This window comes from Pseudomonas sp. LABIM340 (assembly GCF_040017195.2).
GTDB lineage: Bacteria > Pseudomonadota > Gammaproteobacteria > Pseudomonadales > Pseudomonadaceae > Pseudomonas.
On the sequence record NZ_CM200227.1, the window covers coordinates 4,376,750 to 4,390,808 of the forward strand.

Annotated in this window: 13 protein-coding genes; 7 read left to right on the top strand and 6 right to left on the bottom strand. The window is 65.4% G+C overall.

Annotated features, from left to right (window positions below; all coding sequences use genetic code 11):
• Positions 1-118: 118 nt before the first annotated feature.
• On the top strand, positions 119-2,500 hold the full coding sequence (locus tag ABKS89_RS19900; protein WP_518300957.1) for an ATP-binding protein: 2,382 nt from the start codon (positions 119-121) through the stop codon (positions 2,498-2,500).
• A 1-nt stretch (position 2,501) separates the two neighbouring features.
• Here the strand turns inward: ABKS89_RS19900 and ABKS89_RS19905 are convergent, their stop codons facing one another.
• The 3 genes from ABKS89_RS19905 to msrB form a co-directional block, all read right to left on the bottom strand.
• Positions 2,502-2,972, bottom strand: a complete 471-nt coding sequence (locus ABKS89_RS19905; RefSeq protein ID WP_138214810.1) for a MarR family winged helix-turn-helix transcriptional regulator — start codon at positions 2,970-2,972, stop codon at positions 2,502-2,504.
• Positions 2,972-3,454 (bottom strand): glutathione peroxidase, encoded by a 483-nt coding sequence (locus ABKS89_RS19910; RefSeq protein ID WP_348586767.1) that lies wholly within the window; start codon positions 3,452-3,454, stop codon positions 2,972-2,974. Before ABKS89_RS19910 ends, ABKS89_RS19905 begins: the two co-directional genes overlap by 1 nt.
• Positions 3,455-3,739: 285 nt before the next feature.
• Positions 3,740-4,135, bottom strand: a complete 396-nt coding sequence (msrB, locus tag ABKS89_RS19915; RefSeq protein WP_081518626.1) for a peptide-methionine (R)-S-oxide reductase MsrB — start codon at positions 4,133-4,135, stop codon at positions 3,740-3,742.
• 291 nt (positions 4,136-4,426) lie between these two features.
• Here msrB and ABKS89_RS19920 point away from each other — a divergent pair, with 291 nt between their 5' ends.
• The 3 genes from ABKS89_RS19920 (at position 4,427) to htpX (ending at position 7,155) form a co-directional block, all read left to right on the top strand.
• On the top strand, positions 4,427-5,638 hold the full coding sequence (locus ABKS89_RS19920; RefSeq protein WP_081518627.1) for a pyridoxal phosphate-dependent aminotransferase: 1,212 nt from the start codon (positions 4,427-4,429) through the stop codon (positions 5,636-5,638).
• A 28-nt stretch (positions 5,639-5,666) separates the two neighbouring features.
• Positions 5,667-6,107 (top strand): hypothetical protein, encoded by a 441-nt coding sequence (locus ABKS89_RS19925; protein ID WP_138214812.1) that lies wholly within the window; start codon positions 5,667-5,669, stop codon positions 6,105-6,107.
• Positions 6,108-6,279: 172 nt separating this feature from the next.
• On the top strand, positions 6,280-7,155 hold the full coding sequence (htpX, locus tag ABKS89_RS19930) for a protease HtpX (protein ID WP_081518629.1): 876 nt from the start codon (positions 6,280-6,282) through the stop codon (positions 7,153-7,155).
• Positions 7,156-7,210: 55 nt separating this feature from the next.
• Here htpX and ABKS89_RS19935 read toward each other — a convergent pair whose 3' ends face one another.
• Together ABKS89_RS19935 and ABKS89_RS19940 are read right to left on the bottom strand one after the other, a co-directional pair.
• Positions 7,211-7,867: a thiopurine S-methyltransferase gene (locus ABKS89_RS19935; RefSeq protein WP_348586769.1), complete on the bottom strand. Its 657-nt coding sequence runs from the start codon at positions 7,865-7,867 to the stop codon at positions 7,211-7,213.
• 11 nt (positions 7,868-7,878) lie between these two features.
• Entirely contained in the window at positions 7,879-8,073 is a 195-nt protein-coding gene (locus ABKS89_RS19940; protein WP_138214814.1) for a hypothetical protein, read from the bottom strand.
• A gap of 253 nt (positions 8,074-8,326) precedes the next feature.
• Between ABKS89_RS19940 and ABKS89_RS19945 the strand changes: the two genes are divergently transcribed.
• Positions 8,327-9,097 carry a DODA-type extradiol aromatic ring-opening family dioxygenase gene (locus ABKS89_RS19945; RefSeq protein WP_348586770.1) on the top strand — a complete coding sequence of 257 codons (771 nt, stop codon included), beginning with the start codon at positions 8,327-8,329 and terminating at the stop codon, positions 9,095-9,097.
• A 202-nt stretch (positions 9,098-9,299) separates the two neighbouring features.
• On the opposite strand, the gene ABKS89_RS19950 is transcribed toward ABKS89_RS19945, so the two are convergent.
• Positions 9,300-10,997: a DEAD/DEAH box helicase gene (locus ABKS89_RS19950; RefSeq protein ID WP_138214816.1), complete on the bottom strand. Its 1,698-nt coding sequence runs from the start codon at positions 10,995-10,997 to the stop codon at positions 9,300-9,302.
• 337 nt (positions 10,998-11,334) lie between these two features.
• On the opposite strand from ABKS89_RS19950, the gene ABKS89_RS19955 reads away from it, so the two are divergent.
• Together ABKS89_RS19955 and ABKS89_RS19960 are read left to right on the top strand one after the other, a co-directional pair.
• Entirely contained in the window at positions 11,335-12,126 is a 792-nt protein-coding gene (locus ABKS89_RS19955) for a crotonase/enoyl-CoA hydratase family protein (RefSeq protein WP_138214817.1), read from the top strand.
• 259 nt (positions 12,127-12,385) lie between these two features.
• Complete coding sequence (locus ABKS89_RS19960; RefSeq protein WP_348586772.1) at positions 12,386-14,056, top strand: collagen-like triple helix repeat-containing protein; 1,671 nt, start codon at positions 12,386-12,388, stop codon at positions 14,054-14,056.
• Positions 14,057-14,059: the final 3 nt, after the last annotated feature.

The following is a 14,059-nucleotide window of genomic DNA, read 5'->3' on the forward strand; positions in this document are numbered from 1 at the left end:
GTCTCCAAGTTCTTCAGGGGCAAGTCTCCAGGAGCAATGCTTCGGGCGCAGGGCGTCGGTTGCAGAACCGGGAATTTCTTCGCCTTCAGGCTATCCCGACAGACGGTTCCGATGGGCTATGCTACGCCGCAGGAAAGCTTCTGCGAGGCGACGCTCCGCAACCATGGATATTGCGCTTACACATCGCCTCTCGTTCAAGCAGGCCAGCCTGACGGTGCTGGTGGCGTTCATCCTGGGCACCCTGCTCAGCCTCATCCAGGTAGGCGTCGATTATGCCAGCCAGGACGCCTCCATCAACCGCGAAGTGCGCGCCCTGCTGGACGTCAGCCACAACCCCGCCGCGCGCATCGCCTACAACATCGACGCCGAACTGGCCCAGGAACTGGTCGTGGGCCTGCTGCGCTCGCCCGCGGTGATCCGCGCCGAGATCATCGACAACGCCAACGTGCCCCTGGCCAGCGCCGACCGGCCGCCGGCGGAGAGCCACCTGCGCGGCCTCAGTGACTTCCTCTTCGGCGAGCAGCGCTCCTACGAGGAGCCGCTGTTCGTCGAGCACGCACCGGCCGAATCCCTTGGCGTGCTGCGCCTGGAGATCGACACCTTCGTCTTCGGCAACGACTTCCTGCGCCGTGCCGGGATGACCTTCCTCTCCGGCTTCGTGCGCAGCCTGATGCTCTCGCTGATCCTGCTGGTGCTCTTCTACGCGCTGCTGACCAAGCCGCTGGTGAGCCTGATCGACGCCCTCTCCCGTCATGACCCGCGCTCCCCCTCGCGCCTGCGCCTGCCTTGCCCGCGCGGCCACGAGCGCGACGAGATCGGCGTGCTGGTAGAGGTCACCAACCGCCAGCTCAATCGCATCTCGGTGGAGATGGAACAGCGCCGCGAAGCCGAAGACCGCCTGACTCAGTACCTGGAAGAACTGGAAAGTATCGTCGCCGCGCGCACCGCCGAACTGAAGGCGGCCAACGCACGCCTGACGCTGTCCAACCAGGAGCTGGAACAGGCGCGGCAGACCGCCCTGGCCATGGCCCAGGCGCGCGGCAACTTCCTGGCCAACATGAGCCACGAGATCCGCACCCCGCTCAACGGCCTGCTGGGCATGCTCGGCCTGGCGCTGGACGGCCCGCTGACCGCCGAACAACACCAGCAGCTGTCCATCGCCCACGACTCGGGCAAGGTACTGGTCGAGTTGCTCAACGACGTGCTCGACCTCTCCAAGTTCGAGGCCGGCCAACTGGAGCTGGAGCAGATCCCCTTCGACCTCGGCACCCTGGTGGAAGACACTGCCAGCCTGCTGTCGCAGAACGCCGGCCCCGCCGTGGAGCTCACCTGCCTGATCAGCCCGCAACTGCCGGCACAGCTCTGCGGCGACCCGACGCGGGTGCGCCAGGTGGTCAGCAACCTGCTGTCCAACGCCCTCAAGTTCACCCGCTTCGGCCGCGTCGACGTGCACGTCGAGCCGCTGGGAGCCGAAACCAAGGATCAAGGCATACGCATCAGCGTGCGCGACACCGGCATCGGCGTGGCGCCCGAGGCCTTGCAGAAGATCTTCCAGCCGTTCACCCAGGCTGACGCCGGCATCGCCCGCCAGTACGGCGGCACCGGGCTGGGCCTGGCGCTGACGCGCAAGCTCTGCGAGGCGATGAAGGGCGAGCTGAGCGTCACCTCCGAGCCGGGCCTGGGCAGCGAGTTCATCGTCACCCTGCCCCTGCGGACGCTGGAGCCCGCGCAACCGCTGGCGAAGCTTAGCGGCAAGCTTGTCGTGCAGTGCGCTGCCAGCAGCGGGCTCGCCGCGCTGCTGCAGAACTGGCTGGCGGAATGGGGTGTCGACTACCAGCGCCTGGACATCGACGAAAGCCTCGCCGGTGTGGAGCTGGACGCGCTGCTCTCGGACTGCCCGGACTGCCTCGTCGTGCTGCGCCAGAACGTCACCAAGCCGGTACTGCTGGTCACCGCCTACGGCAACTTCCTCGAACCCGAGCTGGCCCAGCGCCTCGCCCCGCTGCGGCAACTGGCGCGGCCACTGTCCCGTGCTGTGCTCTACCAGGCGCTGAAACAGGCCTTCGAACACCAGCCGCTGCCCTCATCCAAGACAGCTGGCGCCACCTCGCCAGAGCTGTTCTCCGCCCGCGTGCTGCTGGTGGAAGACAACCCCGTCAACCAACTGGTCGCACGCGGCCTGTTGCAGAAACTGGGCTGCCAGGTCGGCATCGCCATCAATGGCGAGGAGGCGCTGAAGCAGCTCGATGGCGCCGAGTTCGACCTGGTGCTGATGGACTGCAACATGCCGGTGATGGACGGCTACCAGGCCACCCGCGAAATCCGCGAGAGCGGCCGTTGGCCGAACCTGCCGGTGGTTGCCCTGACCGCCAACGCCCTGCCGGAGGAACGCGAGCGCTGCCGCGCCGCCGGCATGGACGATTACCTGGCCAAGCCCTTCCACCGCGACGAGCTGGCGGCCCTCCTCGAACGCTGGGCCGGGCCACAGCCGCGCAACTGAGTCAGGCGTCCAGCTTCGACAACTGCAGCAGCAGGCTGTCCAACTGCTCGCGCAGGCCGTCGGTGACGCTCAGGTCGATGCCGCTGCGACAGAGCAACTCCTCTCGCAGCGGCAGCACCTTCTCGCGCAATGCCACCCCTTCCGCGGTCAGCCCCAGGTGCACTTCGCGCTCGTCATGCTGCGCGCGGCGGCGCTGCACCAGGCCCAGTTGCTCCAGGCGCTTGAGCAGCGGCGTGAGGGTGCCGGAATCGAGCATCAGACGCTCGCCGAGCGCCTTCACCGACGGCTGCTGCGGCGGTTCGGCCTGCCACTCCCAGAGCACCAGCATGGCCAGGTACTGCGGGTAGGTCAGGCCGAGCGCCTCGAGCATCGGCCGGTAGCCACGGATCACCGCGCGGGACACGGCGTACAGGCGGAAGCACAGCTGGTTGTCCAGTTGCAGTTCGGCCGGCAGGGATACAGCGTCTTTCATCACAGCAGCGCTTCGATCTCGGCGGACAGTTGCTCGGGCTTGGTGGTCGGGGCGAAACGCTTGACCAGCTGGCCGTCCTGGCCGATCAGGAACTTGGTGAAGTTCCACTTGATGCGCTGGCTGCCCAGCAGGCCGGGAGCGCGCTTCTTCAGTTGCACATAGAGCGGGTGGGCCTCGGCGCCGTTGACGTCGATCTTCTTGAACAGCGGGAAGCTCACGCCGAAGTTCAGTTCGCAGAACTGGGTGATCTCGCCTTCGTTGCCCGGCTCCTGCTTGCCAAACTGGTTGCAGGGGAAGCCGAGCACTACCAGACCCTTGTCCTTGTACTGTTTCCAGAGCTTTTCCAGCCCCTTGTACTGCGGGGTGAAGCCGCATTGGCTGGCGGTGTTCACCACCAGCAGGGCCTTGCCGCCGAAGTCGGCGAGGGTCTTCTGTTCGCCCTTGATGGTGGTCACGGGAATGTTCAGCAGTGCATCGCTCATGGGCATGGCTCCGGGGGAAAGTGGGAAACCCAAGAATAGTGATCAATTAAATTGCACGCAATTCAATTGATCACGAATGACCCGGCGATATGAGAGGGCATCAGCCTCGTCTGCAGGAGCGGGCCACGCCCGCGACCGGCAGCCAGGCCGGAATCAGCCCGTGGCAACAGACCTCAGCCATGGAGTTCAGCGACAACAGCGGACTTTGTCCGCTGATCGCGGGCATGGCCCGCTCCTACAGGTGAACGCCCAAAAGAAAAGGCCCGCTTGTGGCGGGCCTTCGGGTCACTCCTTGGGCACCAGCTTCAAGGATGCCGAGTTGATGCAGTAGCGCAGCCCGGTCGGCCGCGGGCCGTCAGGGAAGACATGACCCAGGTGCGCGTCGCACTTGCCGCAGCGCACTTCGATGCGGTGCATGCCGTGGCTGAAGTCTTCCAGCTCCTTGACCACCTCGCCGTTCACCGGCTGGAAGTAGCTCGGCCAGCCGCTGCCCGAGTCGTACTTGGCGTCGGAATCGAACAGCGCCGTGCCGCAGCACACGCAGTGGTAGATGCCGGGAGTCTTGGTGTCGTGGTATTCGCCGGTGAAGGCGCGCTCGGTGCCGCCCAGACGGCAGACATGGAACTGCTCGTCGGTGAGTTCGTCACGCCAGGAATCCAGGGGCTTTTCCAGCTTTTCCATCGATCTGCCTCCATTAATGGAAAAAATGCCCGATGCCTCCTTTTCCGGGAATCGGGCCGCACGTATGATGCGCGTGGTTAACGTCATGTTCAGAATCTGCCGCACAGAGACATTCTCGCGATAGAAAAGCCTTAAAAGCTCTATTTTTTCGAGAAATCCACTGTTTTCCTGTCGATTTTCAGGGTCGACACCAGGGAAAAGCACTTCCGAACCGATCATTTGACGCCAGTCTGTCACCCGCGTTACAGCCTGCCAAGTCGCCGGCCGCGGACTATTTCGGAATCCCAGATCATGCAGGTCACCAAATCGAACAAGCTCGCCAACGTCTGCTACGACATTCGCGGGCCCGTGCTCAAGCACGCCAAGCGCCTGGAAGAGGAAGGCCACCGCATCCTCAAGCTGAACATCGGCAACCCGGCGCCGTTCGGTTTCGAGGCGCCGGACGAAATCCTCCAGGACGTCATCCGCAACCTGCCGACCGCCCAGGGCTATAGCGACTCCAAGGGCCTGTTCAGCGCGCGCAAGGCGGTGATGCAGTACTACCAGCAGAAGCAGGTGGAAGGCGTCGGCATCGAGGACATCTACCTGGGCAACGGCGTGTCCGAGCTGATCGTCATGGCCCTGCAGGCGCTGCTCAACAACGGTGACGAGGTGCTGATCCCGGCGCCCGACTACCCGCTGTGGACCGCCTCGGTCGCCCTCTCCGGCGGCAAGCCGGTGCACTACCTGTGCGACGAGCAGGCCGGCTGGTTCCCCGACGTCGCCGACATGAAGGCGAAGATCACCAGCAACACCAAGGCCCTGGTGCTGATCAACCCGAACAACCCCACCGGCGCGGTCTACTCCAGGGAAGTGCTGCTGGACATCGTCGAACTGGCGCGCCAGCACAACCTGGTGATCTTCTCCGACGAGATCTACGACAAGATCCTCTACGACGAGGCCCAGCACATCTCCACCGCCTCCCTGGCGCCGGACGTGCTCTGCCTGACCTTCAACGGCCTGTCCAAGTCCTACCGCGTGGCGGGCTTCCGCTCCGGCTGGATCGCCATTTCCGGCCCGAAACACAAGGCGCAGAGCTACATCGAAGGCCTGGATATCCTGGCCAACATGCGCCTGTGCGCCAACGTGCCGAGCCAGCATGCGATCCAGACCGCGCTGGGCGGCTACCAGAGCATCAACGACCTGGTCCTGCCGGGCGGGCGCCTGCTGGAACAGCGCAACCGCGCCTGGGAACTGCTCAACGACATTCCCGGCGTCAGCTGCGTGAAGCCCATGGGCGCGCTCTATGCCTTCCCGCGCATCGATCCGAAGGTCTGCCCGATCCACAACGACGAGAAATTCGTTCTCGACCTGCTGCTTTCCGAGAAGTTGCTCATCGTTCAGGGCACCGCTTTCAACTGGCCCTGGCCGGATCACTTCAGGGTGGTTACCCTGCCGCGTGTCGATGACCTGGAACAGGCCATCGGACGCATCGGCAACTTCTTGAAAACCTATCGCCAATAACTCATCGCCAGTGAATCCCAGCGCATAAATGGACCTGCAGATCGACGACTTCTACAAGGATGCCGCTTCCGGCCTGCTGACCCTCTACCAGGCCTTCCCGCGCAAGATCGCCCTCTATGTCGAGGACCTGATCGGCCGGGAAGAGCCCGACGAGTTCGGCCTGCCCAGCACCCGCCACCAGAGTTGCCTGGGTGCACTGTTGTGGCTGGCCGATGAAGGTTATCTGCGCTTCGAGACCACCATTCGTTACGAGGCGCTGGACCAGGCGGTGCTCAGCGAAAAGGCCTTCATGCGCTTGACCCGCATCGTCCCCCACGCCGTGCGCGACGGCGAGGAACTGCCGCCCAGCGTGCGCCGCGACCAGGCCACGCTGGCCAACCAGTTGCGCGAGGCACTGGCCGCCCGGCACGGAGAACGCATCGCGCGGCTGACCCGTCTACTCTTCGAGAGCGACCCGGGGCGCCCGTAATACGGGCAGGCGACACAAGTTGAAATAGTCCCCGAGTTGAATCGCCTGGGGGCCAACCGTATATACCCCGCATACTATTCAGCGATCCCGTGCCTGCCTGTGCCCGGCGATCCGGAAAGCCGCGTTCCACTGCGGTTTTCGCCAATGTCACCGTGAGGAGAAGCTTTACGCCATGATGCGCATCCTGTTGTTCCTGGCCACCAACCTGGCTGTTCTGGTGATCGCCAGCATCACCCTGAAACTGCTCGGCGTGGACCGTTTCACCGGCCAGAATTACGGTAGCCTTCTGATTTTCTGCGCCGTCTTCGGATTCGCCGGCTCCCTGGTTTCGCTGTTCATCTCCAAGTGGATGGCGAAGATGAGCACCGGCACCGAGATCATCAGCCAGCCGCGCACCCGCCACGAACAGTGGCTGCTGCAGACCGTCGAAGAGCTGTCCCGCGAGGCCGGCATCAAGATGCCGGAAGTGGGCATCTTCCCCGCCTACGAGGCCAACGCCTTCGCCACCGGCTGGAACAGGAACGACGCACTGGTCGCGGTCAGCCAGGGCTTGCTCGAGCGCTTCTCGCCCGAAGAAGTGAAAGCCGTGCTGGCCCACGAGATCGGCCACGTGGCCAACGGCGACATGGTCACCCTGGCGCTGATCCAGGGCGTGGTGAACACCTTCGTGATGTTCTTCGCACGCATCTTCGGCAACTTCGTCGACAAGGCGATCCTGAAGAACGAAGACGGCCCGGGCATCGGCTACTTCGTCGCGACCATCTTCGCCGAACTGGTCCTGGGCATCCTCGCCAGCATCATCGTCATGTGGTTCTCGCGCAAACGCGAATACCGCGCGGACGAGGCCGGCGCCCGCCTGGCCAGCACCGGCGCGATGATCGCAGCCCTGCAACGCCTGCGCGCCGAACAGGGCGTACCGGTGCAGATGCCCGACACGCTGCAGGCCTTCGGCATCAACGGCAACCTCAAGCACGGCCTTGCCGGCCTGTTCATGAGCCACCCGCCGCTGGAAGACCGTATCGAAGCCCTGCGCGCCGCTGGCCGCTGAGTTTCGGAGCGATAAAAAAGGCGACCCTCGGGTCGCCTTTTTTCATACCGTCGATTCAGCCACGTCGCAGCGCGAACACCACTTCATCCAGATGGCTGACGCCGCGCTTGAGGAACTTCGGGTTTTCCGCCAGCACGTCCAGACGCTCCACCTCTGCCACCTCCCAGCCTTCGAGGAAGAGCCCACGCACTTCATCCGCCAGCACGGCGAATGGCGGGCCATCCATCTCGGCCTGGGGGTATTCCAGGCTGATCACCAGCCCGCGCGCCTGTTGCGGCAGGATACGCTGCAGGTGCGCCGCGTAGTCGGCACGCAGATCCGGCGGCAGAGCGATCAGCGCCGCGCGGTCGTAAAGGCCACTGCAGCCGGCCACCTGCTCGGCCGTGACGTCGAAGAAATCGCCCTGGAGAATCTCCAGGCGCTCGTAGCTGTAGCGCCGCAGCGCGCCCTCCCCGGTGACCTGCGGCGTAACGCCCAGTTCGGCGAAGAAGTCGACGGCGGCTCGCTCAGCCAATTCGACACCCAGCACGCGGTACCCCCATTGCGCCAGCCAGAGCATGTCCAGGCTCTTGCCGCACAGCGGCACCAGCACCTGCGACTCCTCGGGCAACTCCAGATTCGGCCAGTGCCGTTGCAGACCGGGGTTCACCGATTGCTGATGGAAACCGATTTCATTGCGCGCCCAGCGCGACTGCCAGAATTCATGCTGCATAGGTCACCCGTTCAAACACTGCGCATCGCGCGCGGTAACAACCAGCGCCACCAGCTACCGCGCCGCTCGCGCTGCCTTTCTCCGGCTTCGAGGATCTTCAGCCGCACCTGGTCACCGCGAACCCGCTGCACACAGATCTCGGTGCCGTCCTCCAGACGGAGGCAGTCGCCGCTCTCGAGCACCAGGACTTGTTCAACTTGTTGCATAGCCGAATTCGCCATTAGCTTCGGAAATTTCCGCAAACTCTAACGCATCGTCCGACTGACATCCCGCCAAAGCGCTATATGGCGACTGGCTCCCTGACTCTGCAACCGAGTTGGCACTTCCACAGCGATGCGCTTCAAGGGAATGAGCACGGACAGAACAATCGACTATGACGATCATTACTGTCAAAAACCTATACTGGATTTCGATCTTTAGCCGCGTGAACATAGAGGCATTCAAGTAGCGAGGTTCGCCATGCTCCCTGCCCTGTTCATCTCCCACGGCTCCCCCATGCTGGCCCTGGACCCCGGCGCCAGCGATGCGCCCCTGAAGCGCCTGGCCCACGAGCTGCCACGCCCGAAAGCCATCCTGGTGGTCTCCGCCCACTGGGAAACCCCGGACCTGCGCGTGACCGCATCGCCCAAGCCGGAGACCTGGCACGATTTCTACGGCTTCCCGCCAGAACTCTATGCCGTGCAGTACCCGGCCGCCGGCTCGCCAGAACTGGCCCGGCGCGTGGTCGAGCTGCTGGCCGACGACGACCTGCCGGCCACCCTCGATCCCGAGCGTCCACTGGACCACGGCGCCTGGGTTCCGCTGAGCCTGATGTACCCGGACGCCGATATCCCCGTCGTCCAGCTGTCCCTGCCCAGCCGCCTCGGCGCACCCATGCAGCACCGCATTGGCGCGGCCCTGCGTGCGCTGCGCGAGGAAGGCATCCTGCTGATCGGTTCGGGCAGCATCACCCACAACCTGGGCGAACTGGACTGGCACGCCGGCCCGGAAGTCATCACGCCCTGGGCCAAGGCCTTCCGCGACTGGATGGTGGAGCACCTGGAAGCCAACGACGAAGCCGCCCTGCTCGACTACCGCCAGCAAGCACCGCACGCAGTGCGCAACCACCCGCGCGACGAGCACCTGCTGCCGCTGTACTTCGCCCGCGGCGCTGGCGGCTCGGCGATGACGGTCGAGCACGCCGGCTTCACCCTCGGCGCGCTGGGGATGGATATCTATCGCTTCGGCTGAAGCTGCCACCCCTTGTAGGAGCCATTCCCGCGAACCGCGCCCGCAGGGCGTTCCCGAAGATCAGCAGCGAGCCCCACTGGTGGCAGCGGACTTTGTCCGCTGATCGCGGGCATGGCCCGCTCCTACAGGGGAAGCCATCCAAGACCGGAAACGAAAAAGCCCCGCCAATGGCGGGGCTTTTTCATGCGCGGGGACTGACGAATCAGTCTTCGCGGTAACGACGCAGGCGCAGGGCCTTGCCAGCGACGCGGGTGTCCTTGAGCTTGGTCAGCAGACGGTCGAGGTTCTCTTCCGGCAGCTCGATCAGGCTGAAGGTCTCGCGGATCTGGATGCGGCCGATGGCCTCGCGGGACAGGCCACCCTCGTTGAGGATGGCGCCCAGCAGGTTCTTCGCCTGCACGCCGTCACGGGCGCCCAGGGCGGTACGGCAACGGGCCTTGCCTTCCGACGGCGGAGCCATGGTGCGGGGTGCGCCGCTGCGCTCCGGACGGTCGCCGCGCTCGGGGCGATCGCCACGCTCGCTGCGCTCGTAACGGTCGCTGCGCTCACGCGGGGCGGCCGGGGTCAGCGGCTGTTCACGGCGGACCGATTCCAGGTCCAGCGCCTTGCCTTCGGTCAGCTTGGCCAGCAGTACGGCGGCCAGGGTGTCCATGTCGGTACCCAGGCGACGGCACAGCTCGTCACGCACGGCGCCACGGCTGGCAACGGCGTTGGCCAGCAGCGGTTGCAGGCCGGTGGCCAGACGGTTCAGGCGAGCTTCGAGGACGGTTTCGGCGTCCGGCAGGCGAACTTCGCCAACCTTCTGGCCGGTCACACGCTCGATCACCTGCAGCATGCGGCGCTCGCGCGGAGTCACCAGCAGCAGGGCGCGGCCTTCACGACCGGCACGGCCGGTACGGCCGATACGGTGTACGTAGGATTCCGGATCGTAGGGCATGTCCACGTTCAGCACGTGGGTGATGCGCGCCACGTCGAGGCCGCGGGCGGCGACGTCGGTGGCGATGACGATGTCCAGCGAACCGTCTTTCAGCGACTCGATCACGCGCTCACGCTGGGCCTGCGGCATGTCGCCGTTCAGCGCGGCGGCGCGGTAGCCCTGGCGCTCGAGCAGCTCGGCGATGTCCAGGGTGGCCTGCTTGGTGCGGACGAAGCCGATCAGCGCATCGAACTGCTCGACTTCCAGCAGACGCAGGATCGAGGCCGGCTTCTGGTCAGCGTGAACCATCAGGTGCACCTGCTCGATGCGGGCGACGGTCTGGGTCTTGGCGGCGATGCGGACGTGCTTGGGTTCTTTCAGGTGGCGCTCGGCGATGCTGCGGATCGAGGCCGGCAGGGTCGCGGAGAACAGCACGCTCTGGCGGCTGGACGGCATGGCTTCGAAGATCACTTCGAGGTCATCCATGAAGCCGAGCTTGAGCATCTCGTCCGCTTCGTCGAGCACCAGGCTCTTGACGGTGGACAGCAGGTTTTCGTCGCGACGCAAGTGGTCGCACAGGCGGCCCGGAGTGGCGACCACGACCTGAGCACCCTGGCGCAGAGCCTTCAGCTGCGGGCCCATGGGCGCGCCGCCGTAGACGGCAATGACGCCGACGCCCGGCATCTGCTTGGAATAGGTTTCGAAAGCGGTAGCAACCTGCAGGGCCAGCTCACGGGTCGGCACCAGTACCAGCACCTGCGGAACGCGGCGGCTCGGCTCGATCTGCGACAGCATCGGCAGCGCAAAGGCAGCGGTCTTGCCGGTACCGGTCTGGGCCTGGCCGATCATGTCGTGGCCTTCGAGGATCACCGGGATCGACTGGGCCTGGATCGGCGACGGCTCTTCATAACCGACAGCGGCAATGGCAGCGAGAACATTGGGGTGAAGACCGAGCGCGGCGAAGCCGGCGGTTTCCTGGGTCATGGGTTTTGCCTCTAAGTACATCCGCAAAGACCCAATAGCCGAGCTGCGCATGCCCTGTACGACAGTGAAGTCACCCAGGCAGCTGGAAGCGGGGATTTGCGAAATGAAGATTGGAAGAATGCGTCAAGGAAGTCCGCACTGCGGACACATAGCCCGAGTGTGAAACTGCGGGAGAATGCGGGATCCGAAACGAGGCCAGCGTTTGGCCGGCGCGTATCATACCGGAAAAACCTGACCAATGTGTTTCTTTTCGGAACATGCCCGGCGAACGGTCATTCCGTGGACAACCCCGTCCCTGCCGGCTATACCGTGCAAGCCACCCGACCGGAGCCCGCCAATGACCGCCAGCAGCGAACCGCGCATCACCGTCGAACGCCATGACCACGTCCTGCTGCTCGGCCTGAACCGGGTCGACAAGCGCAATGCCTTCGACCTGGAAATGCTCACCCAGCTGGTGCTGGCCTTCGGCGAATACGAGCGCGACGACGACCTGCGCTGCGCCCTGGTGTTCGCCCACGGTGATCACTTCACTGCCGGCCTGGACCTGGCCAACATCGGCGAGACCTTCCGCACCGGTTGGACCATGCCTGAGGGCTCCGCCGACCCGTGGGGCACCTTCGGCGGCCGGCGCCTGACCAAGCCGCTGCTGGTGGCCGCACAGGGCTACTGCTTCACCCTGGGCATCGAACTGATGCTCGCCGCCGACATCAACCTGTGCGCCAGCAATGCACGCTTCGCCCAGCTCGAAGTGCAGCGCGGCATCTTCCCCTTCGGCGGTGCCACCCTGCGCATGCACCAGGTGGCCGGCTGGGGCAACGCGATGCGCTGGCTACTCACCGGCGACCCATTCGACGCCCACGAGGCGTATCGCATCGGCCTGGTGCAGGAAGTCACCGCTCCGGAAGAGCTGATGCCCCGTGCGCTCTGGCTCGCCCAGCGGGTTGCCGCCCAGGCACCGCTAGGCATCCGCGCCACCCTGGCTTCCGCGCGCCGCAGCCTTGATGAGGGTGAGGAGGCAGCCGCCCGACTGCTGCCAGCAATGGCCAGCGAACTGCTGTCCACCGAGGATGCGCAGGAGGGGTTGAACGCCATGCTCGAGCGCCGCGAAGGCCGCTTCCAGGGCAAATGAACGCAGCGGGAAAACGCCCAGCGGGACGCTCGTGCGAAAAGCGCTATATCCAAGGTATTAAAAACGCCTGGCAAGTCGCCATAATCCTTTAGTTTTTCCTTTTAATTCAAAGACCTGCCAAACACAAAACGGCTATATACAAGTTCCAATTTCGCGTCTGAAAACAAACCTCTAGAACTGACTCCAGAGCAGCGCAGCGACTCGCCGGGATACCGAACCGGGCAGCCAGCTGACTGACGTTCTCATGGAGGAATTCGCTATGTCAGGTCCGATTCGTGTTTTCGCACTTTCCCTTCTCGTCGTTGCCCTGTCGCTGCAAGGTTGCAGCAGCCACGGCGGCAGCAGTCACCACCGCGCTTCCGATAGCAGCAGCACCGACGATGGCTCCGGCTCCGGTTCCGGCGGCGATGGCAGCGGCGGCACTGGCGGTACCGGTGGCACCGATGGAACCGGCGGTACGGGCGGTACTGGCGGTACTGGCGGTACTGGCGGTACTGGCGGGACCGACGGAACTGGTGGCACCGGCGGCACTGGCGGGACGGGCGGCACCGACGGAACCGGTGGCACCGGCGGCACTGGCGGAACGGGTGGAACCGGCGGCGGCGACGGCACCGGCGGCGGCACCACCCCGCCAGCCAACACCACCGGCAATATCCTGACCAATACCGGCGAAGCGGTCTCCAATGTCGGCGACACGGTGAGCACCGTCGGCGCCGTGGTGAAAACAGTCGACCTGCCGGTGCTCGGCAATGGCGTCACGCAGAATGCCGGCACCCTGGTCCAGGAAGTCGGCGCCGGTGTGGACAGCGTCGGCACCGGCGTCACCAACGGTCTCGGCCAACTGGGCAACAACCCCAACGCACTCGGCACCACTGTCGCCGGCGCCACCGGCCTGGTCAGCCACACCGGCGGCGCGGTGAGCAGCCTGGGCGACACCGTGGCAGCCATCGGCGATGCTCCGGTGCTGGCCAACACCCCGCTCAACGGCCTGACCGGCCAGGTTGGCGGCCTGGTGGATGGCGTCGGCGGCAAGATCACCATGCTCGGCGACTCGCTCAGCGGCGCAGTCACCACCGGCCCGCTGAGCCAACTGACCACCCAGCTCAGCGGCACCACCGCCGGGCTGGTCGGCAAGGTCGAAGGAACCACTCGCGGCGTCGGCGCCGCCACCGGACTGGGAACGCCGGTGAACAACCTGTTGACCACCGTCGGCGGTGTTGTGACCCAGACAGGCAACCAGGTAGCCAGTGCGAATCCGGCGCTGGCACCGGTCGGCGGAATCGTCAGCGATGCGGGTCAGGCAGTCAGCGCGGCCGGCGGCTTGGTCAATGGCAGCAATCCGGGCGGTGGTCTGCTCGGCAACGTCACCGGCGCACTGGGTGGCGCCACCGGCGGCAGTAATCCGGTGGGCGGCCTGGTCAGCGGCGTGACTGGCGCAGTGGGCGGCATCACCGGCTCCCTGGGCGGCGCAACCGGCGGCAGCAACCCGGTGGGCGGCGTGGTCAGCGGCGTGACCGGTGCAGTGGGCGGCCTTACCGGCTCCCTGGGCGGCGCCACCGGCGGCAGCAATCCGGTGGGTGGTCTGGTCAGCGGCGTGACCGGCGCAGTAGGCGGCCTCACTGGCTCTCTGGGCGGCGCAACTGGCGGCAGCAATCCGGTAGGCGGACTGGTCAACGGCGTGGCCGGTACCGTTGGCGGCGTGACCAGCAGCCTCACCGGTGGCGGCGGACTGGTCGCCGGGGCAGGCGTAGGCATCGGCAGCAACGCCCAGGGTTCGGGCGTGGCAGTTGGCGCAGGCGCCGGTACGACTGGCGGTACCAGCGGTCAGGGAGGCCTGCTGGGCAATACGCTGGGCGCCGTGGGTGGCGCGCTGGGTGGTGTGACCGGCGGACTGGGTGGTGGATTGGCGATCGGTACGCCCAAGCAATAATCC

Bases quoted from the DNA above. Each gene is read 5' to 3' on its own strand.
- htpX (WP_081518629.1), top strand. From the start codon at position 6,280: ATGATGCGCATCCTGTTGTTCCTGGCCACCAACCTGGCTGTTCTGGTG.
- ABKS89_RS19925 (WP_138214812.1), top strand. From the start codon at position 5,667: ATGGACCTGCAGATCGACGACTTCTACAAGGATGCCGCTTCCGGCCTG.
- msrB (WP_081518626.1), bottom strand. From the start codon at position 4,135: ATGGAAAAGCTGGAAAAGCCCCTGGATTCCTGGCGTGACGAACTCACC.
- ABKS89_RS19955 (WP_138214817.1), top strand. From the start codon at position 11,335: ATGACCGCCAGCAGCGAACCGCGCATCACCGTCGAACGCCATGACCAC.
- ABKS89_RS19905 (WP_138214810.1), bottom strand. From the start codon at position 2,972: ATGAAAGACGCTGTATCCCTGCCGGCCGAACTGCAACTGGACAACCAG.
- ABKS89_RS19910 (WP_348586767.1), bottom strand. From the start codon at position 3,454: ATGAGCGATGCACTGCTGAACATTCCCGTGACCACCATCAAGGGCGAA.
- ABKS89_RS19935 (WP_348586769.1), bottom strand. From the start codon at position 7,867: ATGCAGCATGAATTCTGGCAGTCGCGCTGGGCGCGCAATGAAATCGGT.
- ABKS89_RS19950 (WP_138214816.1), bottom strand. From the start codon at position 10,997: ATGACCCAGGAAACCGCCGGCTTCGCCGCGCTCGGTCTTCACCCCAAT.
- ABKS89_RS19920 (WP_081518627.1), top strand. From the start codon at position 4,427: ATGCAGGTCACCAAATCGAACAAGCTCGCCAACGTCTGCTACGACATT.
- ABKS89_RS19940 (WP_138214814.1), bottom strand. From the start codon at position 8,073: ATGCAACAAGTTGAACAAGTCCTGGTGCTCGAGAGCGGCGACTGCCTC.
- ABKS89_RS19960 (WP_348586772.1), top strand. From the start codon at position 12,386: ATGTCAGGTCCGATTCGTGTTTTCGCACTTTCCCTTCTCGTCGTTGCC.
- ABKS89_RS19900 (WP_518300957.1), top strand. From the start codon at position 119: ATGCTACGCCGCAGGAAAGCTTCTGCGAGGCGACGCTCCGCAACCATG.
- ABKS89_RS19945 (WP_348586770.1), top strand. From the start codon at position 8,327: ATGCTCCCTGCCCTGTTCATCTCCCACGGCTCCCCCATGCTGGCCCTG.